The organism is Pseudomonas sp. B21-041 (assembly GCF_024748675.1).
Classification (GTDB): Bacteria; Pseudomonadota; Gammaproteobacteria; order Pseudomonadales; family Pseudomonadaceae; genus Aquipseudomonas; species Aquipseudomonas neuropathica.
This window is the reverse complement of record NZ_CP087175.1, coordinates 2949336-2974916: the sequence shown is the minus strand read 5'-3', so window position 1 is coordinate 2974916 and position 25581 is coordinate 2949336. Positions and strand designations below refer to the sequence as shown.

17 protein-coding genes are annotated in these 25581 nt (G+C 59.4%); 4 read left to right on the top strand and 13 right to left on the bottom strand.

The window, feature by feature from the left end; translation table 11 throughout:
* Positions 1–340: 340 nt before the first annotated feature.
* On the top strand, positions 341–1750 hold the full coding sequence (gene mapR, locus LOY43_RS13275) for a GntR family transcriptional regulator MpaR (protein ID WP_007919188.1): 1410 nt from the start codon (positions 341–343) through the stop codon (positions 1748–1750).
* 149 nt (positions 1751–1899) lie between these two features.
* Here the strand turns inward: mapR and LOY43_RS13270 are convergent, their stop codons facing one another.
* The 7 genes from LOY43_RS13270 to tpx form a co-directional block, all read right to left on the bottom strand.
* Complete coding sequence (locus LOY43_RS13270) at positions 1900–2646, bottom strand: SDR family oxidoreductase (RefSeq protein ID WP_064587387.1); 747 nt, start codon at positions 2644–2646, stop codon at positions 1900–1902.
* Positions 2647–2841: 195 nt separating this feature from the next.
* Positions 2842–4923, bottom strand: coding sequence for a bifunctional diguanylate cyclase/phosphodiesterase (locus LOY43_RS13265; protein WP_258709821.1), 2082 nt, complete (start codon positions 4921–4923; stop codon positions 2842–2844).
* 343 nt (positions 4924–5266) lie between these two features.
* Positions 5267–6739: an efflux transporter outer membrane subunit gene (locus tag LOY43_RS13260; RefSeq protein ID WP_095050718.1), complete on the bottom strand. Its 1473-nt coding sequence runs from the start codon at positions 6737–6739 to the stop codon at positions 5267–5269.
* Positions 6736–9843: an efflux RND transporter permease subunit gene (locus tag LOY43_RS13255; protein WP_258709820.1), complete on the bottom strand. Its 3108-nt coding sequence runs from the start codon at positions 9841–9843 to the stop codon at positions 6736–6738. The genes LOY43_RS13260 and LOY43_RS13255 overlap by 4 nt, the downstream gene beginning before the upstream one ends.
* A 142-nt stretch (positions 9844–9985) precedes the next feature.
* Entirely contained in the window at positions 9986–13087 is a 3102-nt protein-coding gene (locus LOY43_RS13250) for an MdtB/MuxB family multidrug efflux RND transporter permease subunit (RefSeq protein ID WP_258709819.1), read from the bottom strand.
* On the bottom strand, positions 13084–14391 hold the full coding sequence (locus tag LOY43_RS13245) for an MdtA/MuxA family multidrug efflux RND transporter periplasmic adaptor subunit (protein ID WP_095126254.1): 1308 nt from the start codon (positions 14389–14391) through the stop codon (positions 13084–13086). The genes LOY43_RS13250 and LOY43_RS13245 overlap by 4 nt, the downstream gene beginning before the upstream one ends.
* 175 nt (positions 14392–14566) lie before the next feature.
* The gene (gene tpx, locus LOY43_RS13240; RefSeq protein ID WP_007914372.1) at positions 14567–15067 is read right to left on the bottom strand and encodes a thiol peroxidase; all 501 of its coding nucleotides are present in this window, start codon (positions 15065–15067) and stop codon (positions 14567–14569) included.
* A gap of 343 nt (positions 15068–15410) precedes the next feature.
* Here tpx and LOY43_RS13235 point away from each other — a divergent pair, with 343 nt between their 5' ends.
* On the top strand, positions 15411–15836 hold the full coding sequence (locus tag LOY43_RS13235; RefSeq protein WP_095126253.1) for a YciI family protein: 426 nt from the start codon (positions 15411–15413) through the stop codon (positions 15834–15836).
* Positions 15837–15939: 103 nt separating this feature from the next.
* Here LOY43_RS13235 and LOY43_RS13230 read toward each other — a convergent pair whose 3' ends face one another.
* Both LOY43_RS13230 and LOY43_RS13225 read right to left on the bottom strand, forming a co-directional pair.
* On the bottom strand, positions 15940–16404 hold the full coding sequence (locus LOY43_RS13230; protein ID WP_258709818.1) for a hypothetical protein: 465 nt from the start codon (positions 16402–16404) through the stop codon (positions 15940–15942).
* Between the two features lie 149 nt (positions 16405–16553).
* Complete coding sequence (locus LOY43_RS13225; RefSeq protein WP_116254698.1) at positions 16554–16922, bottom strand: DUF6124 family protein; 369 nt, start codon at positions 16920–16922, stop codon at positions 16554–16556.
* Positions 16923–17567: 645 nt separating this feature from the next.
* Between LOY43_RS13225 and LOY43_RS13220 the strand changes: the two genes are divergently transcribed.
* Both LOY43_RS13220 and LOY43_RS13215 read left to right on the top strand, forming a co-directional pair.
* The gene (locus LOY43_RS13220) at positions 17568–19196 is read left to right on the top strand and encodes a J domain-containing protein (RefSeq protein WP_258709817.1); all 1629 of its coding nucleotides are present in this window, start codon (positions 17568–17570) and stop codon (positions 19194–19196) included.
* Complete coding sequence (locus LOY43_RS13215) at positions 19193–20188, top strand: DUF3829 domain-containing protein (RefSeq protein ID WP_095126251.1); 996 nt, start codon at positions 19193–19195, stop codon at positions 20186–20188. Before LOY43_RS13220 ends, LOY43_RS13215 begins: the two co-directional genes overlap by 4 nt.
* Before the next feature lie 49 nt (positions 20189–20237).
* On the opposite strand, the gene LOY43_RS13210 is transcribed toward LOY43_RS13215, so the two are convergent.
* The 4 genes from LOY43_RS13210 to LOY43_RS13195 form a co-directional block, all read right to left on the bottom strand.
* Complete coding sequence (locus tag LOY43_RS13210) at positions 20238–20912, bottom strand: DUF3313 domain-containing protein (protein WP_093433003.1); 675 nt, start codon at positions 20910–20912, stop codon at positions 20238–20240.
* A gap of 1039 nt (positions 20913–21951) precedes the next feature.
* On the bottom strand, positions 21952–22926 hold the full coding sequence (locus LOY43_RS13205; RefSeq protein ID WP_220558814.1) for a hypothetical protein: 975 nt from the start codon (positions 22924–22926) through the stop codon (positions 21952–21954).
* A 220-nt stretch (positions 22927–23146) separates the two neighbouring features.
* Positions 23147–23626: a DUF934 domain-containing protein gene (locus LOY43_RS13200; protein WP_095126249.1), complete on the bottom strand. Its 480-nt coding sequence runs from the start codon at positions 23624–23626 to the stop codon at positions 23147–23149.
* The gene (locus tag LOY43_RS13195) at positions 23623–25293 is read right to left on the bottom strand and encodes a nitrite/sulfite reductase (protein WP_258709816.1); all 1671 of its coding nucleotides are present in this window, start codon (positions 25291–25293) and stop codon (positions 23623–23625) included. Before LOY43_RS13195 ends, LOY43_RS13200 begins: the two co-directional genes overlap by 4 nt.
* Between the last annotated feature and the right edge of the window lie 288 nt (positions 25294–25581).

Sequence of the window (25581 nt, the reverse complement as noted above, 5' to 3'; positions counted from 1 at the left end):
CTTTTTCCCTCACCCCAGCCCTCTCCCGGAGGGAGAGGGAGCCGACCGAGGTGTCTGTCGCTATACATCGACCTGACAGACCGAGTCGATTATGGATTCAGCAAAGCACTTTCAGGCCGAGTCGATTACGGATTTAGCAAAGCACTTTTCAGGCTGAGTCGATTATGGATTCAGCAAAGCACTTTTCAGGCTGAGTCGATTATGGATTCAGCAAAGCACTTTCAGGTCGGTGTAGTTCGCAAGCATCCCCCAATCAGTCCCCTCTCCCTCTGGGAGAGGGCTAGGGTGAGGGGCAGTTCCCCTGACACACCTCATCAACAACCAGCACCAAGGCTCCTCGATGAAACGCTACGAAAAATTCGCCGACGACATCGCTGAACTGATCCGCTCCGGCGTCCTTGGCCCCGGCCAGCGCGTGCCCTCGGTGCGTTACGCCAGCCAGACCTACGGGGTCAGCCCGTCCACGGTGTTCCAGGCCTATTACCTGCTCGAACGCCGTGGCCTGATCCGCGCCCGGCCGCGCTCCGGCTATTTCGTCAACACCCATGCACCGAGCCCGTTCTCGGAGCCGGTGATCAGCAGCCACGTCAACGATTCCACCGAAGTCGACGTCAGCGAACTGGTGTTCTCGGTCCTCGATTCGATCAAGGACCCGAGTACCGTGCCGTTCGGTTCGGCGTTCCCCAGCCCGACCCTGTTCCCGTTGCAGCGCCTGTCGCGTTCGCTGGCCAGCGCGGCCCGCGAGATGGACCCGCGCATGGTCGTCACCGACATGTCGCCGGGCAATCCGCAACTGCGCCGGCAGATAGCCCTGCGCTACATGGTCGGCGGGCTGATGCTGCCGATGGAAGAACTGCTGATCACCAACGGCGCCCTTGAAGCGTTGAACCTGTGCCTGCAAGCCGTCACCGAACCGGGCGATCTGGTGGCCATCGAAGCCCCGGCGTTCTACGCCAGCCTGCAAGTGCTCGAACGGCTGAAACTCAAAGCCGTGGAAATTCCCGTGCACCCGCGCGATGGCATTGACCTCGGCGTACTTGCGCAAACCCTCGAACGCCATCCGATCAAGGCCTGCTGGTGCATGACCAGTTTCCAGAACCCGATGGGCGCAACCATGCCCGAGGCGAAGAAACAGGAACTGGTCGAACTGCTGCGCCGCCATCAGGTGCCGCTGATCGAAGACGACGTGTACGCCGAACTCTATTACGGCCAACAAGCACCGAAACCGGCCAAGGCGTTCGACACGGAAGGTCTGGTGATGCACTGCGGTTCATTCGCCAAAAGCCTCGCCCCCGGCTACCGCATCGGCTGGGTCGCTGCCGGGCGCTACGCGCAGAAGATCGAACGACTGAAACTGATGACATCTCTGTGTGCTTCGATGCCAGCGCAAGCGGCGATTGCCGACTACCTGCAACACGGCGGTTATGACCGGCACCTGCGCAAACTGCGTTACGCACTGGAAGAACAGCAGAGCGCGATGCTCGCGGCGATTGCCCGCTACTTCCCGGCGCAGACGCGGGTCAGCCAGCCGGCGGGCGGCTACTTCTTGTGGCTGGAACTGCCACCGCAAATGGATTCGCTGAAGTTGTTTCAGATGGCACTGGCGCAGGGGATCAGCATTGCGCCGGGGCCGATCTTTTCGCCGACGCAGCGCTTCAGGAATTGTATTCGGTTGAACTATGGCAGCCCTTGGACCGAGGATTCGGAAAAAGCCATGGAGACGTTAGGGCGGATTGTGCGGTCGTTCTGAAAGATTGTTGCTGACTGCACTGGCCCTATCGCTGGCAAGCCAGCTCCCACAGTGTTCTATGTCACCGCGTATGTTGTGTACGACACAGAAACCTGTGGGAGCTGGCTTGCCAGCGATGGGGCCGGATCAGGCAACACAAATCCCAACGATCAGCGCCCGCCACCCAAATCAACAAATGTCCCGGTCGCATAAGAAGCCTTATCCGACAACAACCAGACAATCGCCTCCGCCACTTCATCCGGGCGCCCGCCACGGGCCATCGGAATCGCCGACTCGAGCTTGCTGACCCGATCCGGATCGCCGCTCAAGGCGTGGAAATCGGTATAGATGTAACCCGGGCGCACCGCGTTGACGCGAATCCCCTCGCCCGCCACTTCTTTGGACAAGCCAATGGTGAAGGTGTCGAGCGCACCTTTGGAGGCCGCGTAATCGACGTATTCGTTGGGCGAACCGAGACGCGCGGCCACCGACGACACGTTGACGATGCTGCCACCCTGCCCGCCGTGCTTGGGCGACATGCGCAGGATCGCGTGTTTGGCGCAGAGAATCGGCGCCAGGACATTGGTTTTCATGATTTTGAGGATGCGGAATTCGGACATTTCGTCGACCCGCGATTTGTGTCCGACAGTGCCGGCGTTGTTCACCAGCGCGGTGACGCGGCCCAACTCGGTGTCGACCCGATGGAACAATGCGATCACTTCGTCTTCGATGCTGACGTCGGCACGCACGGCGATGGCCTGGGCGCCCAATGCGCGAACTTGCTCGAGCACGCTTTGCGCAGCTTGCTCATCCGACTGATAGTTGATGCAGATCCGATAACCTTGCTCGGCAGCCAACAGCGCCGTAGCGGCGCCAATCCCGCGCCCGCCACCGGTGATCACAATGACTTTATCCATGCTGGCCTTTCCCCCAAATGCACACGTAACAGTCGGGGGGAAGAATAACCGCCATTGGCGGGTTTTGCATGAGGTCTGTTGTGTCGGGCCGGACGCCTTCGCGAGCAGGTCGAATCGTCGCACCGTCGCTCCCACAGGGGTGTGCATTCCAAATGTGGGAGTGAGCTTGCTCGCGAAGAACGATAACGCGGTCGATCAGACCGCCGCTGACTGCTCACTGCGCGCAATATCCTGCATGAATTTTTCCGCCGGCATCGGATGCCCGAGCAGATAACCCTGCAACGAATCACAGCCCAGTTCAGTCAGAAACGCCTGCTGCACACCGGTCTCGACACCTTCAGCGACAATGCGCAAACCCAGTGCCTGCCCCAACGCGACAATCGCCGAGACAATCGCCGCATCATCGCTGTCATGCTCCAGATCGCGCACAAAACCGCGATCAATCTTCAGCTCATTGGCCGGCAACCGCTTGAGGTACATCAGGCTGGAATAACCGGTGCCGAAGTCATCGATCGACAGGTCGACGCCCATGTCCGACAGTTCCTGCAACACCATCATGCTCGCATCGGCATCGCTCATCGCTGTGGTTTCGGTGATTTCCAGGGTCAGGCTGTTGGCCGGCAAGTGGTGAGTAGCCAACGCCTTGGCCACGCTGCGCACCAGTCCCGTGTGGCAGAACTGCAACGCCGACAGATTCACCGCGATACGCCAATCGGTGTAACCGAGCACGTACCATTCGCGCATCTGGCGGCAGGCTTCGTTGAGCACCCAGTCGCCGATCGGGATGATCAGCCCGGATTTTTCGGCCAGGTCAATGAACTTGTCCGGCATCAGCATGCCGTGAATCGGGTGTTGCCAGCGCAACAGCGCTTCAGCCCCGACCGGGCGGCCGTTGGCGGCGTCGAACTTGGGTTGGTAATGCAAGCTGAACTGGCTGTGTTCCAGCGCCGCGCGCAGGTCCTGCAACAACTGCAACTGCTTGCGCGCGTTGTTGTTCATCGACGCATCGAAAAAGCTGTAACCGTTTTTGCCGCCGCCCTTGGCGTGGTACATCGCCGCGTCGGCGTTCATCAGCAGTTCCTGCGCGGTCTGGCCATTGCCCGGGTACAGGGCGATGCCGACGCTAGCGGATATCTGCAAGTCATGCTCGGCAACGCGGAATGATTGTGCGATCAGACCGACCTGACGCGCCGCCAGTCCCAGCGCATCATTGGGTTCGCTGAGGCGCACCAGTAACACGAATTCATCGCCACCGATCCGCGCCAGCGTGTCGAGGCTGCGCAAGTCTTCACGCAGACGCACGCCGACTTCGCGCAACAACTGATCACCCATGTGATGACCGAACGCATCATTAACCGGTTTGAAGCCGTCCAGATCGATGAACATCAAGGCAAAGCAGCCGCCCTGCTCGTTGACCTTTTTCATCGCCTGATTGATCCGGTCGTCGAGCAACATGCGATTCGGCAGGCCGGTCAGGGTGTCGTGCAGGGCCAACTGCGTGAGTTCACGGTTGGCGACGGTCAACGAATGCGCCAGATCGGCAGTGCGCGCTTCAAGCCGTGCGTCGAGGATCGAGGTGAGCAAGGCAATCGACAGCACCGCCAGCGTGGTGATCAGCACCAGGCTGTCGAGGCCGTTGCCCTTCAAACCGTTGACGGTGGCACCGCAGAAACTGCCGTCTGGAAATTGCGCGGCGGCCATGCCGGTGTAGTGCATACCGACAATGGCGATACCCATGATGACCGCTGCGCCGCCGCGAATCAGGCGCACATACGGCGAGTGCTTACGCAGGCGAAAGGCAATCCACAGCGCCGCTGCCGACGCGCCGACCGCAATCAGCAACGAAGCGCCGAACAGCGTCGGGTCGTAGTCGATCCCCGGCGTCATGCGCATCGCCGCCATGCCGGTGTAATGCATGGCACTGATCCCGGCGCCCATGATCAGCGCACCGAAGGCCAGTTGCAGAATCGGCAGTTTCGGCTGGCTGACCAGCCACAAGGCGAACCCGCAGGACAACACGGCAATCAACAGTGAGAGCGCGGTCAGGGTGATGTCGTAGCCAAGGTCGATCGGCAGTTTAAAGGCAAGCATGCCAATGAAATGCATCGACCAGACGCCGATGCCCATGGCAAACGCACCGCCGGCAGTCCAGAAATGCACCGCGCGGCCCTTGGCCGTGGCAATGCGACCGGTGAGGTCGAGCGCAGTGTAGGAAGCAAGAATCGCCACGCACAACGAAATAAAAACCAGGGTGGAGGAATAACTACCGATGAGCATGGGATTTCTCGTGGCCACCCAACGCGGACTGCGTCCATTCTCGGTCGGGCAAATGCGGCGATTGTACTGATTGCACAGAAGAACGCACTGACAAAGTGAGCAATTGGCCATCAAGCCGATGAAACGCTTGCTTGATTGTTCGGCAAGGCTCTGGAGTGGGCCTTTCTGCAGCTTGCGCAACTCACTGTGGGAGCGAGCCTGCTCGCGAATAGGCGCGTTGATCGTTCCCACGCTCCGCGTGGGAATGCAGCCCGGGACGCTCCGCGTCCCTTCAAAGCCAAACGCGGAGCGTCCGTTGAGGCATTCCCACGCAGAGCGTGGGAACGATCAGTGAAGCCAGCCTTCAGCGGGTGTTATCACTTACATCCAGTTGCCCATCCCAACCGCCGCCCAGCGCTGCGATGAGTTGCACGCTGGCAATCAAGCGGCTTTGCAGAATGTTCAGCACATTGCGCTCATTGCTCAACGCTGTCGCTTGCACCACCACCACATCGATATAGGCAATCAACCCGGCCTTATACTGGTTTTCCGTCAGGCGCAGGGAGTCGCGGGCCGCATCGAGGGCTTCCTGGCGCACCGCCGCTTCGTCTTCGTACACCTTGAGTTGCACCAGGTAGTTTTCCACCTCGCGGAAACCGTCGAGCACAGTCTGGCGGTACTTGGCCACGGTCTGGTCGTACACCGCTTCGGTGCGGTCGACTTCTGCCGAACGAATGCCACCGTCAAACAGCGGCAGCGCCAGTTTTGGCCCCACCGACCAGAAGCGGTTCGGCAGGCTGACCAGGTTCTGCGAGGTACTGCTGCTGTAACCGCCGCTCAGACTCAGGCTCAGGTCCGGGTAATACGCCGCTTTGGCCACGCCGATATTGGCGTTGGCGGCAATCACCGAACGCTCTGCCGAAGCGATGTCCGGACGCCGCTCAAGCAACTGCGAGGGCAGGCTCAACGGCACCTGCGGCAGCTTTGGAATGGTCTGTACTTCGGCAATGTTGAAGTCCGCCGGCGCCTGCCCGGTCAGCACGGCAATGGCGTTTTCGAACTGCGCGCGCTGCCAGATCAGGTCGACCAGATCAGCCTGGGTGCTTTTCAGTTGCGTCTGCGCCTGCGCCACTGCATCACGCCCGGAAACCCCGGCGCGGTACTGATTCTGGGTCATTTTCAGCGAACGTTCGTAAGCGGCAACCGTGGCTTCGAGCAGGCGTTTTTGCTGATCGATCACGCGCAGTTGCAGGTAGTTCTGCACCAACTCCGACTGCTGGCTCAGGCGCATGGCGGCCAGATCGGCAAAACTGGCCTGAGCACTGGCCTCATCGGCTTCCAGACCACGGCGCAATTTGCCCCAGACATCGGCTTCCCAACTGACGCCAAGTTCGGCGTTATAGGTGTCGCGGATGCCACTGGAGGAACTGCTCAGGCTCGAACTGCTGCTGCCGGTGCCCTGACTGGAGCGGGTCTTGCCCAGGCTCAAGTCTACTTTGGGATAAAACGCGCCACGGGCACTGCGCACCAAGGCCTGAGCCTGGCGGTACTGGGCTTCCGACTGCGCGACGGTCTGGTTGGAATTGTTGAGTTTTTCGATCAGCCCGTTTAGCTGCTGATCGCCATACAACTCCCACCACGCACCACGGGCCAGCGAGTCGCTCGGGTTGGCCTGGGTCCAGCCCGCGGCTTCCTTATACTGGGAGATTTCGGCCGTCTGCGGGCGTTGATAGTCCGGGCCGACGGCGCAGGCACTGAGCATCGCCACGCACAGTGACAGGCTCAGCAAGCGCGAGCCCCGAACAGTGGCCAGATTGATAAGCGAACGGTCAGTCATAGCGGAGTTTCCAGAGCGGCGTCAGTACGCACGCCACGCCATTTGTTGAAACGATGGCGCAGCTTGTCGAGATAGAGGTAAACCACAGGCGTGGTGTAAAGCGTCAGCACCTGACTGAAGATCAGCCCGCCGATGATGGTGAGGCCCAGCGGCTGGCGCATTTCCGTGCCCTCGGCCCGGCCGAGCAGCAATGGCAAGGCACCGAGAATAGCCGCCAGCGTAGTCATCAGGATCGGTCGTAGCCGTTGCAGACAGGCGCTGCGGATCGATTCCAGCGGGGTAAGGCCCTGATGCCGTTCCAGTTGCAGCGCAAGGTCGATCATCAGAATGGCGTTTTTCTTCACCACGCCAATCAGCAGGAACAGCCCGAGCAGCGAGATCAGGCTGAACTCGCCGCCCAGCGCATAGATCGACAGCAACGCACCGACACCGGCCGACGGCAGGGTCGACAGAATCGTCAGCGGATGGATGTAGCTTTCATACAGCACGCCCAGCACCAGATACACCGCCAGCAACGCGCCGAGAATCATGAACGGCTGGCTCTTCTGCGTCGCGGCGAAGGCATCGGCAGTGCCGGCCATTTTCGCGATGACATCTTCCGGCAGGCCGAGCTTGGCAATCGCCCGCTCGATCGCGGCACTGCCCTGCTCCACCGTCACGCCTTCGGCCATGTCGAAGGAAATGTCTTCGGAGGCGAACTGGCCTTCGTGGCTGACGCGGTCGTCTTCCAGGCTGTTTTCGTAATGAGCGAACGTCGACAGCGGCACCCGCGCACCGTCAGCGGTGATCACCTGCACTTGCTTGAGCGTCACCGGATCCTGGGCGTATTTCGGATTGACCTCCATCACCACCTGATACTGGTTGAGGCTGTCGTAGATCGTCGAGATCTGCCGCTGGCTGTAGGCGTTGTTCAGCACCGCCGTGACCATGTTCATGTCGACACCGAGGCGTTTGGCCTGGTCGCGGTCAACAATCAGCGTCACTTGTTGCGCCCCGGCGCCTTCTCGGGCATCAATGGCGGTCAGTTCGGGCAGGGCTCGCAATGCCGCGACCACTTTCGGGAACCATTTACGCAACTCGCCGAGGTCGGCGCTTTGCAGGATGTAGCTGTATTGCGAACTGGTCTGCTCGCGACCGCCGCCAAATTGCAGATCCTGGTCGGCCATCAGCATCAACTGCGCACCGGGCACTTTGGGCATTTCCTTACGCAGACGCTCGATGACTTTCTGTGCCGACAGTTGCCGCTCCTTGATCGGTTTTAGACGCACAATCATGAACGCGTTGTTGGTGCCGTTGCTGCCGCCAATGAACCCGGCGACGCTTTCCACTGCTTCGTCCTTGAGCACCGCGCGGCGGAAGATTTCCATTTTCGGCTGCATCACGCTGAACGACAGGCCGTCGTCGCCGCGCACAAAACCGATCAACTGGCCGGTGTCCTGCTGCGGCATGAATGTTTTCGGCACCACTACGTACAGCGCGACGTTGACGCCGACGGTGATCAGCAGGCTGAGCAACGTCAAGCGGCGGTGACGCAACACCCAATCGAGGCTGGTGGCGTACTTGCCGACCATCCAGTCGTTGGTGCGGCGGCTCCAGCGTTGCAGGCGATTTTCCTGCCCCGGCGTGTGCGGCTTGAGCCAACGGGCGCAAAGCATCGGCGTCAACGTCAGCGAAACCACCAGCGATACGACGATGGCCGCCGCCAGGGTGATGGAAAATTCGCGAAACAGACTCTCGACAATCCCGCCCATAAACAGGATCGAGAGGAACACTGCGACCAGCGAAACGTTCATCGACAGCAAGGTAAAACCGACTTCCTTGGCCCCGAGGTACGCGGCCTGCATCGGTTTGACGCCTTCGTCGATGTGCCGCGAGATGTTCTCCAGCACCACGATGGCGTCGTCCACCACCAATCCTGTAGCGAGGATCAGCGCCATGAGCGAGAGGTTGTTCAGCGAGAAACCGTAGAGGTACATCACCGCAAAGGTGCCAACCAGCGACACCGGCACGGCCAGTGTCGGAATCAGCGAGGCGCGGAAGTTACCGAGGAACAGGAATACCACCAGAATCACCAGCGCCACGGCAATCAGCAAGGTCATCTCGGCTTCATGCAGCGTCGCCTTGATCACCGGCGAGCGGTCCATGGCCAGATTCAGCTTTACGCTGGCCGGCAACACCGCTTGCAAAGCCGGCAGTTGCGCCTTGATCTCGTTGACCGTCTCGATGATGTTGGCGCCAGCCTGGCGGTTGATCACCAGCAGCACCGCCGCGTCATCGTTGAAGAAGCCGCTGTTGTAGCGGTCTTCAACGCCGTCGCTGACCTTGGCCACGTCCTTGAGGCGCAGCGCGGCGCCGTCGGCGTAGTGGATGATCAGTGACTCGTAATCCTTGGCTTTCTCCAACTGGTCATTGGCCTGGATCTGCCACAGGCGTTGACCGTCCTCGACCGAACCCTTCGGCCGGCGTACGTTGGCATCGGCGATGGTCTTGCGCACATCGTCGAGCGCTACACCGTACTGGTTCAGCGCCTGCGGTTCGAGCTCGATGCGCACCGCCGGCAGCGAACTGCCGCCGATCTGCACTTCACCGACGCCCTGCACTTGCGACAGGCTCTGGGACAGAATGGTCGAGGCCAGATCGTAGAGCTGGCCTTTTTCCAGCACATCGGAGGTCAGCGACAGCACCATGATCGGTGCCTGCGACGGGTTGACCTTCTTGTAGGTCGGCATACTGCGCATGCCGCTTGGCAACAGATTGCGCGAAGCGTTGATTGCCGCCTGCACTTCCCGCGCGGCACCGTTGATGTCGCGGTCGAGATCAAATTGCAGAATGACCCGGGTCGAACCCTGACTGGAGCGGCTGCTCATGGTGTTGACGCCGGCGATTGCGCCGAAGGAACGCTCCAGCGGTGTGGCCACGGTGGACGCCATGACCTCCGGGCTCGCGCCGGGAAGGCTCGCCTGCACGACGATCACCGGGAAATCCATTTGCGGCAGTGGCGAAACCGGCAGCAGGCCGAAGCTGACACCGCCGAGCAGCATGATCGCCAGGCTCAGCAGCATTGTGGCGACCGGGCGCTTGATGAAAGGACCGGAGAGGTTCATTGACCGCGATCCCCAACGTCACACCAATCCCCTGTAGGAGTGAGCCTGCTTGCGATAGCGGTGTGTCTGTTTACATTGATGTTGCAGGTGCCGGCCTCATCGCGAGCAGGCTCACTCCTACAGGGGTTATGTGTTCGGACAGTCATACCGACACCTCTTCGGCATCCGCATTAGTCTTGCCAAAGCGCCGGCCGAGGCGGTCGAAATACAGGTAGATCACTGGCGTGGTGAACAGCGTCAGCACCTGGCTGACCAGCAAACCGCCGACCATCACCAGACCCAGCGGCTGACGCAATTCAGCACCTGAGCCCGTGGCGAGCATCAACGGCACCGCACCAAACAGCGCCGCCAGCGTGGTCATCAGAATCGGCCGGAAGCGCAACAGCGCCGCCTGATAGATCGCCTGTTCCGGCGCCATGCCTTGCGTGCGCTCAGCATCGAGGGCGAAGTCGATCATCATGATCGCGTTTTTCTTGACGATACCGATCAGCAAGATGATGCCGATGATCGCGATCATGCCCAGATCATTGCCGCTGAGCAGCAACGCCAGCAAAGCACCGACGGCCGCCGACGGCAAGGTCGAGAGAATGGTGATCGGGTGAATGTAGCTCTCGTACAGCACGCCCAGCACGATGTACATGGTCACCACGGCCGCCAGAATCAGCAGCAAGGTGCTCGACAGCGAAGCCTGGAACGCTTCGGCCGCGCCCTGGAACTGGGTCTGCACGCCGACCGGCATGCCGATGTCCTTCTGCACCTGTTCGATGATGTCGACCGCATGCCCCAGCGCCACACCGGGCGCGAGGTTGAACGACATCATTACCGCCGGGAACTGGCCAATATGGGTGATCGCCAGTTGCGCCTGACGCTCCTCGATATGAGCCAGACTCGACAGGCGTACCTGCGCGTCATCGGTGGTCTTGACGTGAATCTGGTCCAGCGCCTGCGGGCCGATCTTCTCTCCGGCCTGGGCTTGCAGCACCACGCGGTACTGGCTCGCCTGGGTGTAAATAGTCGAGATCTGCCGCTGGCCAAAAGCGTCATAGAGCGCATCGGTGATGTTCGCCACCGAAACACCAAGGCGTGAGGCGGCATCGCGATCGATCACCAGATAAACCTGCAGGCCCTTGTCCTGCAAATCACTGGCAACGTCAGTCAGTTCCGGCCGCTGGGCTAGCGCTTCGACCAGTCGCCCGCTCCACTGGCTGAGCAGTTCGGAATCCGGCGAGGACATGCTGAACTGATACTGGGTCCGGCTGACACGGTCTTCGATGGTCAGGTCCTGCACCGGCTGCATGAACAGGCGGATGCCGACCAGTTTGTCCAATTGCGGTTGCAGGCGCGCAATCACTTCAGTGGCGCTTAGATCGCGATCGCCATGGGGCTTGAGGTTGATCAGCAAGCGGCCGCTGTTGAGCGTGGCGTTATCGCCGTCGACACCGATGTAAGACGACAGGCTCTGCACCGCCGGATCTTCAAGAATGATTTTCGCCAGTTGCTGCTGACGCTCGCCCATCGCCGCGAAGGAAATCGATTGCGGCGCTTCGGAGATGCCCTGAATCACCCCGGTGTCCTGCACCGGGAAGAAGCCTTTCGGCACAACCATGTAAAGGAATACGGTCAACCCCAGCGTAGCGATGGCCACCAGTAAGGTCAGTGGCTGGTGCTTGAGTACCCAGCGCAGCATCCGCCCGTACTCGGCAATCATCCAGTCAATCACCGCGCCACTGGCCCGATAGAAACGGCCCTGCTCGTGTTCTTCCGGTTCGCGTTTGAGCAGACGCGCGCACATCATCGGCGTCAGGGTCAGCGAGACCACCAGCGAAATCAGGATCGCCACGGCCAGGGTGATGGCAAACTCGCGGAACAGCCGCCCGACCACGTCGGCCATGAACAACAGCGGAATCAATACTGCGATCAGCGACAGGGTCAGGGAAATCAGGGTGAAACCAATTTGCTTGGCACCTTTGAGCGCGGCCTGCATCGGGCTGTCGCCCTCTTCGATGAAACGCGCAATGTTCTCGAGCATGACGATGGCATCATCGACCACAAAACCGGTGGCAATGGTCAGCGCCATCAAGGTCAGGTTGTTGACCGAGAAGCCGGCCAGATACATCACGCCGAAAGTGCCGATCAGCGACAGAGGCACCGCCACCGACGGAATGATCGTGGCACTGGCGCGCCGCAGGAACAGAAACGTCACCATCACCACCAGGGCGATGGCGATCAGCAATTCGTGTTGCACGTCAGTGACCGAGGCGCGGATGGTCTGCGTGCGATCCGTCAGCACCGTCACTTCGAGGCCGGCCGGCAGGTTGTCGGTGATGCTCGGCAGCAGCGCCTTGATGCGGTCGACCACTTCAATGACGTTGGCACCCGGCTGACGCTGGATGTTCAGCAATACCGCCTGATTCTGGTTGGCCCACGCAGCGAGACGTTCGTTCTCGGCGCCATCGACAATTTCCGCCACGTCCTTGAGCCGCAACGGCGCGCCGTTCTTGTAGGCGAGGATCAGGTTGGCGTAATCCTTGGGCGAGGTCAGTTGGTCGTTGGCGTCGAGCATCGACACCCGCGTCGGGCCGTCAAAGTTGCCCTTCGGCTGGTTGACGTTGGAAGCACTGATCAAGGTGCGCACGTCCGCCAGGTTCAAGCTGTTGGCCGCCAACGCTTCCGGGTTGACCTTGATGCGCACGGCCTGACGCTGGCCGCCGGCAATGCTGACCATGCCGACGCCGCTGATCTGGGCGATTTTCTGCGCCATGCGCGTATCGACCAGGTCATTGAGCTTGGGCAGCAGCATGGTTTTCGAGGTAATCGCCAGGGTCAGGACCGGGGTGTCCGCCGGGTTGACCTTGTTGTACACCGGCGGTGCCGGCAAATCGGTCGGCAGCAGGTTGGTCGCGGCGTTGATCGCGGCTTGCACCTGCTGTTCGGCGACGTCCATGTTGATGTCGAGGCTGAAACGCAGGGTCAGCACCGACGCACCGCCGGAACTGGTCGAGGCCATTTGCGTCAAGCCCGGCATCTGCCCGAACTGCCGCTCAAGCGGTGCAGTCACGGCACTGGTCATCACATCAGGGCTGGCGCCGGGATACAAGGTCATGACGCGGATGGTCGGGTAATCAACCTGTGGCAGCGCCGACACCGGCAGCAGGCGGTAAGCGATCAGGCCGGCCAGAACAATGGCCAGCATGCTCAGGGTGGTGGCTACCGGTCGGAGGATGAACAGCCGCGAAATGTTCATGCGCCCTTCTTGGCCTTGTCGGTGACAGCAGCGTCAGTCGGGGTGGCGGCAGATTTGCCTTGCAGGTGTTCGGTCGGGGTGGTCGGCACTTGATTGCTGTCGTTGACCACTTCCACTTCACTGCCCTCCTTCAGACGGTCAGTACCTTCCAGCACCACGCGGTCGCCGGCAGCCAGGCCTTCGGTGACCACGGTGTTTTCGCCATCACTGGCGCCGATCTTCAATTGGCGAATGGTGACTTTCTTGTCGCCATCCAGTGCATAGACGAAGGTGCCGTTGGTGCCGAACTGGATGGCCGCCGACGGTGCCAGCACCACGCCTTTCAGAGTGTCAGCGAGCAAGTGAACGTTGACGAACTGGTTGGGGAACAGCGCCTGATCACGGTTATCGTAGCGGGCCTTGAACTTCAAGGTGCCGGTGGCAACGTCGATCTGGTTGTCGAGGCTTTGCAGAACGCCGGTGGCTTGCAGTTTGCTGTCGCCGCGGTCCCACGCCTCCGCCGGCAGCTTGGCGCCGCTGCGATAGCGGGCGAGCACGGTTTCCAGGCTGTTTTCCGGCAAGGTGAAAGCCACACTGATCGGTTGCGTCTGGGTGATCACCGCGAGGGACGTGGTGTCGTTGGCGGTCACCAGGTTGCCGACGTCGACCTGGCGCAGGCCGACACGACCGGCAATCGGCGCGCGGATCTTGGTGAATTCGAGATTGAGCTTGGCGTCGTTGACTGCGGCCTGGTTGGTCTTGACCGTGCCCAGATACTGACCGACCAGCGCTTCGGCGGTGTCCAGCGTCTGTTTGGCGATGCTGTCCTCTTTGTACAAACCGCGATAACGCTCGACGTCGACCTGAGCGTTTTTCAGTTGTGCCTGATTCTGCAGCAGAGTGCCTTCGGCTTGCAGCAAGGCGTTCTGGTACGGGCGTGGGTCGATCTCGGCCAACAGGTCACCGGCCTTGACCATCTGCCCTTCTTCGAAATTGATCTTGACCAGCTCGCCGCCCACCCGGCTGCGCACATTGATGGTGTTGAGCGCGGTCACCGTGCCCAGCGCCTTGTAGTACAGCGGGAAGTCGCCAGTAACCGCCGGCGCCACGCGCACCGGAATCGGCCCGGTGCCGCCTCCGAAGCCCGGCCGCATCATCCCCGAACGCCCGGTGTGCCCGGCCGCCGCCTTGTCAGCGCCCTCTTTGTGGGCTGAACCGGCGGGCCAGAATTTCCAGCACAGGACGGCGATCACCAACAAGACCAGCAGGCTGATCAGCCAGCGACGGGAGTTACGAGGGGACGATTGCATGGAGTCATTAACCATTGGGCGCGTGGGCTTCTTTTACGGGAGGCTGAACGATAAGCACTGGTGGGGAATTAGCAAAGCAGCTTTACCGGCAATTTACTTACACCTTACGTTTCAAGGTGTGAGGCAAAACACTGATACACAAATGAAAACGGCCTGGACAGGGCCAGGCCGTTAACAATTGTAAAAGCGCTTACTTGAGAACGGACAGTGCCGCTTCGTAGTTAGGCTCTTCAGCGATTTCCTTGACCAGTTCGCTGTGCAGGACGTTGTCGTTTTCGTCCAGCACCACAACGGCGCGAGCGGTCAGGCCTTTCAGCGGGCCGTCGGCGATGGCTACGCCGTAGTTCTCGATGAACTCGGCACCGCGCAGGGTCGACAGGTTTTGGACGTTTTCCAGACCTTCGGCGCCGCAGAAACGCGCTTGGGCGAACGGCAGGTCAGCCGAGATGCACAGCACCACGGTGTTGGCGATGTCGTTGGCCTGAGCGTTGAACTTGCGCACGGAAGTGGCGCAGGTCGGGGTGTCGACGCTTGGGAAGATGTTCAGCACTTTGCGCTTGCCGGCGAAGTCTTTCAGGGTGACGTCGGACAGATTGCCGGCAACCAGAGAAAAGGCTGGCGCCTTGGAACCGGCTTGTGGCAACTGGCCGTTGACTTGAACCGGATTGCCTTTAAGGGTGACTTGAGCCATGACTTGAGTCCTTCTGATGTTTTGATTGGAAAGCATGCAAGAGGCCGAAGTTAACCACGAAATGGTCCGACGACCTATGCCCTGTTTGGAAATTGTTGGGTGCCTGCGCGAAAAATTGTATACAAAACCACAACCATCCCCCTGTAGGAGTGAGCCTGCTCGCGATAGCGGTGTGTCATATACGCAAATGTTGAATGACACATCGCTATCGCGAGCAGGCTCACTCCTACAATTAGATCTGCGGTGTGAAAAATTCTCCGCACTTTTACCAGAGACCCTGTCGATTCAAGTGTGGCCCGTTCGACTAAGCAATGAATCCCACCAAACTCACGGAGTAACCGCCATGCGCTTCATGATCCTTGTCAAAGCCAGCGCCGATTCGGAAGCCGGCATCATGCCCAGCGAAGAACTGATCACCGCGATGGGCAACTTCAACGAAGAACTGGTCAAGGCCGGCATCCTGATCGATTGCGATGGCCTGCACCCGAGCAGCAAAGGTGCTCGCGTGCATTTCTCCGGTGACAAACGCACGGTCATCGACGGGCCGTTCATCGAGACCAAAGAACTGGTAGCGGGTTACTGGATCTGGGAAGTGAAATCAAAAGAAGAAGCCATCGAATGGGTCAAGCGCTGCCCCAACCCAATGTCAGGCGATTCTGATATTGAAATCCGCCAGATATTTTCTGCAGAAGACTTCGGCGCCGAATTCACCCCTGAAGCGCGAGAACAGGAAGAGCGTGTCCGCGAACAGGCCAAGAAAAACGGCTAAACCGGATATCACATGTCGGAGCTGCCGAAGGCTGCGATCTTTTGATCTTGAAAAGCAAAGTCAAAAGATCACAGCCTCGTTTCACTCGACACCTGCAGAATCGTCAGTCGGGCATCGATCGAATGATGTCGGCCAGATCATCCTTGGTTATTTCATTCGCCTTGATAGCTGCGGCGACATCTGTTTTGGAAAGCGGAAAACGTTTGAAAATTTCTTTCAAGGTTTCCTCATTAACATTGGCCAGCCAGAGCGGATCGATAAATGAGCCGCCATACTCAGGCTTCGTGGGTACTTCTTCGTGTGCAATTGCACCTTTATGGTTGAGATACACAACATAACGGTCGTGCCCTTCAGGAAAGCTTTTATCGTGATAAAGCGTGGTACCCAAAGGCAGGACATAGTAGTTCTCGTCGCCATTTGGACCTTCAATCAGTAATGGCTCTTTGGTTTTGATCATTTTCATATCCTGCCCTTTCCCGATATCACCAAAAATCAGAAAAGCCAAAAAAAACGCATTGACGGATAAAACTGCCACCAGCCATAGGCTAATCCGCCTTTTCGTAGTCATTTTTCTTATCAAGCCTTTGCTCCTGCAATTTTCACAGTTATGCCCAACCGTCTTTCAAGGGACGCTCTGCGTTCCAGCTTGCGAATTTGGCGCAGAGCGTCAAGGGCTGCATTCCAGTACAGAGCGTGGGAACGATCAATCAAGAGCGATCAGCTCTTGAGTTCGACGTGATCCAAGGCTTGATTCACCGCGAGTTCCCCCAACATGACGACCTGTGCGATCCCCAATGCAGTCTTGCGCTGCGAGGTTTCCAGCGAGGCGGCAAAGTTCATCAGCATTTCACTGGCCGAGCCTAGGGTTTCGCTGGCGTTGGCGAGCAGGGATTCAGTGTTGTACCTGGGATTGGCGAGGTACATGGGTTCCGGCTCGTTGGCGCTGGACATGATATGGGCGCTGGGGTTGAGGTAGAAATCGAGCGCGCGGTCGGCGGCTTCGTGAAGTTTTTTACTGTCGACTGAGGCGTAGGGGGATGTGGTGTCGGCGTCTGATTCTGGGGGATTGGGTGTTGGCTTTTTCATAGTTTTTTCTCTATCCGAACGGTGGAGCTGGTCCATTCGGCTTCCGGTCGAATGGGTGGCAGCTGTACGCAGGCTGGAAACCCGGGGGACAGAGAAACCCGGACGACCCGAAGGTCCCCCACGCACAGCCGCCATAACTAAGTACGCACCAAAAAAGGTGCGCAAGCATACGTCATGAACGGTGCTGTTGCGTTCAGTTTTCCCCCGGGGTTTCCAGTCCCGGTCGCTGATTTGGCAGCGACGAACACAGGCTAGAGACCCGACGTCCGACGGACAACCTGAAAACCTTGTGGGAACGTTCCGCAAATTCCAAACAACGTTTAAACATCCCGAATTGAAATACGCATATGTAGTAGCGGCCGAAGGCTCGAGCCGCGATCGGACGAACCTTTGATTTTGCATTTAAAAAACACGATCAAAAGATCGCAAACTCTTGTCACTCGCCAGCTCTTGTTGCCAGTGCGCCGTCCGCTTGCAGGTTCAGTTGGCGGGTGATGCCCGGCAACGGCGGCAACCCGTACTGCCGCTGGTTTGTCGGCCAATAAGCAACAGCTGAGGACTTTTCCACTCGAAACAGGTAGGGTGCGCAAAATCAAAGTGCCATCACTGGACCGCGTCGCAGGTTTTCATGGAGTTGTACACGCAATGAGTTGCTGGACCGTCCTTGGCCTTACGGCCGACGCCGATACGCGCAGTATCAAACGCCAATACGCTGCCCTGCTCAAACAGACCCGTCCGGACGAAGACGCCGAGGGCTTCCAGCGCCTGCGTGACGCCTATGAGCAAGCCCTGAATTACAAGGAATGGGCGCAGGCCAGCGAGGACCACGGGGCTGATGAAGACGCCTGGGATTTGACCGGTCTGACCGTAGTCGAAGTCGATGCCTTGCAGCAGGCGACGCGCTCGCTGGCCGACTCCAGCCTTGCACAATTGCAACAGCGCCATGCCCTCGCCGTTGAGCAGGGTTGCGCGCATATCCTCGAAGAGACCCTGCTGCAGCATTGCATCGAGCACCCGGATACATCGGCGCCGATGGTCGATTGGGCGGTGCAGACGTATCACTGGTTCAGTGCCTGGCAGCGGCTGGAACTGGACGAGGAATCCATCGAACATTTGCTCGATCACCAGCGGGAACGCATGACTCGACCGCTGCGTGATGCCCTCGAACGTGAGGACAGTGCGGCCTTTTTGCAGGCCTACGCACAGTGCGCGCAATACCTCTGGCTCGACGCTGAAGTGCACCGGCAGTGGTTCAACCTGTTCCTCAGTCGATTGCTACTGGACTGCGAATACTGGTCTTCCGCTATTTTCGAACAGGTCTGCGCGGGCCAGGGCTGGCATTCCGGCCCGGCCAACCGTTGCCCGAAAGATGAATGGAAACGTCTGGTCGCGCGCCATGAGGCTCCGATTTTTATCGCGCAACAGCGTCAACTCGCCGAAGAGCCGCCCGCCACCGCCGAACACCGCGCCGCCCGCCTGCTGCTCGGTACTGGCCCGTTCAGCCAGCGTCGAGCATTGGCCCGGCGCCTGCGTGAGAAAGATTGGGAGCATTGCCGACATTTGAGTTCGGCGCTGTATGCCAATCATCCGAAGGTCTGCGCGGAATTGCCCGGTGGCACCGCGTTTTTCTGGCGCGACTGGGAACTGAAACGCGGCGAATGGCCGACCTACGTTGGCGTGGTGCTGGCCTGCCTGATCGGTGCATTTACTCATTTCACCCCGCTGGGGCTGCGCGTCACCGGGCTGATCAATATCGTCATGACCTCAACAATCGTGTTTGGCGTGATCGCTGCGGGCATCAACTGGCTGACGCACGAACTGGCGCACACCCATTGGCTGCTGGATGACCGCCTCAGCGCGCGGTTCTGGCCGGGTTTTGCCAAGGACGCTGCGCCGTTCGGCGTACTGCGCGATCTGATTCCCTGCGCATTGATGGTGGCCGGGCTCACCTGGTTTTTCGGCCCCATCGCTGGCGTCGTCTATGCCGCGACACTGGCCTGCGTGGGTTTGATCCGTCGCCGTCAGGTCAAACCACACACGTCCTGGGAAAAGACCAACCTGCCGGTGAAAATCGGCCTGACGCTACTCGGCGTTGTCACCCTGGTGCTGGTACTGGGTGTGTTCAAAGTGGCCGCCAGCCAAGGCACGGTCAATCGCAATCAGGGCCTGCAACCCTGGGCCGAGCGTTTGTGTAGCCGGTTGCCAGCGAGTTCTTTCGATTGCGGCGCTCCGGCCACCCGCGAGCAGTGGTATCCCGCGGAGGCACGGCCATGACGTCGAGATTCATGTTTGTCAGCGGCGTAGTGGTCGTTCTGGTGGTGATGGGGCTGTCGAGCGCGACCCGACCGTTCCTGAAGCTCGACCTGTGGCTTGATCAGCGCGACTCAGTGGTGACCGCACAGGCCAACGCGTTGAGTCCGATCATTGCCTGCGTCAACCGTGTCGATGTGCACTGGCGCAACGCCTACGACAAATTCGAGCGTCCGCGACCAGCAGGTAATGCATTCGATAGTTATCTTGCTGAGGCTCGGGATTTCGACAACACGGATGCGTACACCGTGCATGACATCCAAAAGGATCTCTGCCTCAGTCATATCAACGAAAAACTCGAACTCTTGGCCTATCAGCCAGTGCTTTCGCAAAAAGTCCGTGACTACGCGCAAGCACTGCAGGGCGCGGCGGTGATCTTTACGCCGGAGCGACTCGACAGAAGTGCGAACTTTTATGCCACGCCGCTCGCCCGGTTGTCACAGGGCTCGGGGCAAATCCAGGCCGCCAGCAATGCCTACATCAACGCATCGACAGCCTTGCGAGAGGAACTGCTGCCACTTGATGTGGCACAGCGCTCCGAGCAGCTCAAGCTGCTGGAAGCGCGGGTGGGCAGGGAGATTCATTGGTCTCTGCTGGCGTACATGATGCAAGCCCGGGAGACATTGGAGCTGCTCGAAGACGGGATGAAACACCGCACCCTGACCCCGCAAGCCGTGGCCGATACCACCGCCGATCTGCAACAGGCGTGGAATCGTCGCGCGCCCTTCATCGCTCTTCGCGAGGGTGGATTTCGAAACAAGGACGATGACGCGCGGGAGCTGTGGCGGCACATCAGTGCGCCAGCGCAAAGCTATCTCGACGCGCTGAACACCCTGCATAAGGACTGGCAGAACCACGCCGAACCGCAACGCTTGAGCGACGATTACTACGCCGTCACCCATGGCTACGACGCCCTACTCAGCCAATACAACCGCCAGGCACGCGCCAATTTCTGAGGGTGTGCACAGGCCGGACGGTCCTCGCGGACAATCCGGCCTCGTGCGCTTACTTGGCTTTCTTGAGCTTCAGATACGACTGACGCAGGTCTGAGGCCCAGCCATCAATGACGGGTTTGACGTCATTGGTGCTCATTGCCTGCGAATCATTTTCCAGTGGCTTGCCGGTGCCTTTGCGCACCACTTGCGCGACGACCTTGTTATTCGCGCCATCGAGGAACACCGCTTCGGTGGCCAACGTAGTTTCCTGATCACGAATACCGCTGGCGGTGCTGACCGCAGCGGCGACCAACGCAATCGGAATTACCTCGTAAGCATGCAGGCCTTCGGTGGAGCTGCTCACGGCGGTGATTGCCGCACGCACCACAATCACGCCCGGGCCAGGACCGGTGGCCAACGGCAAGTCTTTGCCGATCTCACGCTTGAGCGCCTGATCGTAGTAGGAAGTGATGCCATTGAGGGTTTGCTGGGAGATTTTCGCGGTCGGTTGCGGTTTCGGGTAGAGCTGAGTCGGCTCGATGTACACACTGGTGAATTTCCTGACGTCGACCTTCGGATCGATCCAGCGCATCACCTCGGCACCGGACGGGGATTTGGCCTCCTTGAGCTGGCTGTAGTCTTTGAGGAATCCTGAGTACTCTTTCGGGTCGACGGTTTTGCTGGAACAACCCACCATTGCGACGGTGGCAATGCACAGAGTGCCCATCATCACTGCTAGCTTCATGCTGTAACTCCTGTCAGAAGGCCGAAAAACTTTGCCCGGGGGAATTACAGGTATAGCTAAAACTTCAGTAATTGCGATTGCACAGCACAATATTCACGCAAGGCTGCGCGGAGGATCACAAGCGTCATTTGAAAGACGTCGAGCATCCGGCAACGCTGCATCGAGCTCTTGGCCATTGGTGAGCTTCAAGAATCCGCTGCACTGGAACAAGCTGAGCTAGAACGCCCGCAAGTGCTGTTGCAGGGCTGGAAGAAGATGAACATGGGCGATCCGGCGCTTAAGTGACCGGCTGGAAATTGTCTTCCCTCACCCTAGCCCTCTCCCAGAGGGAGAGGGGACCGATTGGGGGATATTCAAGAGTTCCGCCGACTTGAGCGAGTGCCTTTGAATCCATAATCGACTCGGTCTTTCACGTCGGTGCAGGACGCCAGACAACTCGGTCAGTCCCCTCTTTCAGAGGTAAATAGAGGGGACCGATTCGGGATGATTCGAGAGATACACCGACGTGACCGGTTGGCTTTGAATCCATAATCGACTCGGTCTTCCACGTCGGTGCAGGACGCCAGACACCTCGGTCAGTCCCCTCTTTCAGAGGTAAATAGAGGGGACCGATTCGGGATGATTCGAGAGATACACCGACGTGACCGATTGCCTTTGAATCCATAATCGACTCGGTCTTTCACGTCGGTGCAGGACGCCAGACACCTCGGTCAGTCCCCTCTTTCAGAGGTAAATAGAGGGGACCGATTCGGGATGATTCGAGAGATACACCGACGTGACCGATTGCCTTTGAATCCATAATCGACTCGGTCTTTCACGTCGGTGCAGGACGCCAGACACCTCGGTCAGTCCCCTCTTTCAGAGGTAGATAGAGGGGACGATTGGGGGAGATTCGAGAGATACACCGACGTGACCGATTGGCTTTGAATCCATAATCGACTCGGTCTTCCACGTCGGTGCAGGACGCCATACACCTCGGTCAGTCCCCTCTCCCTCCGGGAGAGGGTTAGGGTGAGGGGCTTTTCAGGGGTTCACCCCGTTACCAGGACGAAGTCTCACCACTGCGCAACGCCATCTCCCGCCGACTGTTGATGTGCATCGCCTTGATCAAGGACACCGTGCCCACCAGCAAAATCGCCGCCCCCAACAGGAAGTCGATGTTGTACAGCTGGAAGTCCTGCACCGGCCCGATCAGCAGCACCCGCACGATCGCGGCGCCCAACAGCGTGGCAAGGAAGTCGATCCCCGGTTCATTGCGGTAAAACACCAGCAGTAACGGCAGGCACAACACCAACAGCAGCAACAACACCACCACCTTGAACGAACCTTTGCGCTCGACGCTGAAGGCACATTCGTGCGGCCCGTACGCCTTGTAATCCTCGTCGCGGATCATCGAGGTTTTCTCGTTGATGTAGTCGACGCGGTTGTACTTCTGGATCGGCGTGAAAGTGTTGGACATCTCCATCAACGTGGTGATGTTCTTGAAGCGCAGGTCGATGCGCTCGCTACCCTTGAGGTAATAAAGCACCGGCTTATAGCCGTAGCGATAGCTGTCGAAAGGGAATTCGGTGACCTGACCCTGGACACCGATCGGCCGTGGTTCAAGTTCGGCGTAGGCACTTTTATTGGTGGCGGAAAGGTTGCGGCTCAGCGGCTGCACCTTGACCTGCTCAAGGAAGATCGGCGTGACGCCGTAGGACCATTGCAACGGTTCCAGACGCAGACGCAGTTCGTTGCGGCTGAGGTCGTAACGGTTGAAGGTGCGTTCCGAAACCACCAGGGAACCGCTGAGCATGAACTCGCCGCGCAGGTTGTTGGTGACGCGCAAGGTCAGTTGGTCCTTGCCCAGCAACGCCGCTTCCGTGGATGGCGGCGTGCCGCACCACGCGGTGCTTTCGCCGACACCGCCGAGTTGGCCGTCGCGGTTTTCCTTGAATACATAAAAGTAACTGGCCCACAGCGTCACCATTAACAGCAACGCTGTGAGGCCGAGGATTTTTTTGCCCGGACTCACTGATCAGACTCCCTTCTTCGGTTCCATCGTCCAGCCGAAAACCCGCTGGCGACGGCGACTCTACCAAAAGGCCACCACTCACCCAAGGGAAAATGCCCGATTCAGGAGGTTTCTAGGGGTTTCCCCGGTGGTAAAAGCCAGATCAAAAGATCGCAGCCTGCGGCAGCTCCTACAGTTGAACTCATGTAGGAGCTGCCGCAGGCTGCGATCTTTTCAAGCGTCAGCGCCGCCGGAACAGCGGGCGTGGTTCGATGACTGAGCGGCCGTAGAGCACGCTCATTCCGGCCAATCCTTTCAGCGCATCCTCAGCCGATTTGTCCTCACGCACCGCAAAACTGTCGAACCCGCACTGGCGCATATGGCTGAGCTGATCACGCAACACGTCGCCAATCGCGCGCAACTCCCCTGCCCAGCCGAACCGGCTGCGCAGCAGATAAGCCTGGCTGTAAGCACGCCCGTCGCGAAAACTCGGAAAATCCAGGGCGATCAGTGGCAACGAGGCCAACCACGGCACCAGGCTTTCAACCTCATCGTCCGGGCCAAGCCACACCGCATGAGTCGACGGTGATTCCAACCAGTGCGTCAGCGGCAACATCAGCAAACCTGCAGGCCTTGGCGTCGATGGCTCACGCACTAGCGTCCACGGATCGTCCGTCACTATTCGCGCTACGCCCTGCTCCAGCCGCAACAAATTATTCATACCGCCTCCAGCGTTTTCGGATAAACCCGCTCTTTGAACGGCTCCAGGCCAATCCGCGCGACGGTGTCGACAAACAGTTCCTCGTGCTCGCGATAGCGCACAAACGTACCGATGATCCGCTCGATCACCTGCGGCACTTCTGCAGCGCTGAACGACGGGCCGATGACTTTGCCCAATGCGCTGTTTTTGCCCTGGGCGCCGCCGAGGGTGATCTGATACCACTCGCTGCCGTTCTTATCGACGCCGAGGATGCCGATATTGCCGATGTGGTGGTGACCGCAGGCGTTCATGCAGCCAGAGATGTTCAGGCTGATATCGCCGAGATCATGCAGGTAATCGAGGTTGTCGAAGCGTGCCTGAATCGCCTGGGCAATCGGGATCGATTTGGCGTTGGCCAGTGCACAGAAATCGCCACCGGGGCAGGCAATGATGTCGGTCAGCAGGCCGACGTTGGCGCTGCCCAGGTCGTGTTTGCACGCCAGTTGCCACAGCGCATAGAGGTCGGTTTTCGGAACATCGGGCAAGACGATGTTCTGCTCATGGGCGATGCGGATCTCGCCAAAACCGAAACGCTGCGACCAGTCGGCGACTACGAGCATCTGCGCGCCGGTGACATCCCCCGGCGGCGCCGCCATGCCCGGTTTGGTCGACAGCACCACGCTGGTGTAGCCCGGCACCTTGTGCGGCTGCACGTTGCGCGCGACCCAACGGGCGAACGCCGGGCTTTCGGCCAGGCGCGTGCCGAAGTCCAGATCGGTGTCGGCCAGGGTGTGATAGACCGGCGGCACGAAGGCGCTGGCGACCCGTTGGTATTCGGCCTCGGTCAACTGCGCCGGGCCGTCCTTGAGGTGTTGCCATTCCTCTTCGACTTCCTTGGCGAACGCCTCGATGCCTAGCGCCTTGACCAGAATCTTGATCCGCGCCTTGTACTTGTTATCGCGCCGACCGTGACGGTTGTACACGCGCAAAACCGCTTCGACGTAAGACAGCAAATGCTGCCACGGCAAGCCTTCGCGGATCTGCAAACCGAGAATCGGCGTGCGCCCCAGACCACCGCCGACGATCACTCGCAGAAGCATCTGCCCATCGCGGCCGGGGTAAAGGTACAGACCGATGTCGTGCATCATGATTGCCGCGCGATCCTGCTTCGCCGAGCAAATGGCGATCTTGAATTTGCGTGGCAGAAACAGGAATTCCGGGTTGATCGTCGACCACTGCCGCAGAATCTCGGCCAATGGGCGCGGGTCGATCAACTCGTCCGCCGCGACCCCGGCGAACGCCTCGGTGGTGATGTTGCGCACGCAGTTGCCGGAGGTCTGGATCGCATGCATGTTGACCTGCGCCAGACGTTCGAGGATGTCCGGCACGTCGCTCAGTTCGATCCAGTTGAACTGCATGTTCTGCCGCGTAGTGAAGTGACCGTAACCACGATCGTAATCGCTGGCGATGCTGGCCAGCGTGCGCATCTGTTCGGCGCTCAAGGTGCCGTAGGGAATCGCCACGCGCAGCATGTAGGCGTGCTTCTGCATGTACAGGCCGTTTTGCAGACGCAGCGGCAAAAACTCCTCTTCGCTCAATTCCCCGGCCATGAAGCGCTCGACCTGATCGCGAAACTGCGCAACACGCTCGAACACCAGCGCCCGGTCGTAATCATCGTATTGATACATGCCTGCCACCTCATCAGTTATTCCTGTGGGAGCGAGCCTGCTCGCGAATGCGGTGTGTCAGGCAACTGCATTGTTGGCTGACACACCGCATTCGCGAGCAGGCTCGCTCCCACAGTTTTCTTCAGAGCACTATGACGAAGCAGCGCAGCGCGTTACAGATTCACCTGAAGTCATAAAAACCATATCAGGGCGCGGCAGAACGCCGCAGCTAGCCATCCAATCTGATCCGCATAAATGAAAGATTCCTGAGCCTGTTTTGTTTCTGACGGGGTTTCTACAGTGCAGCTC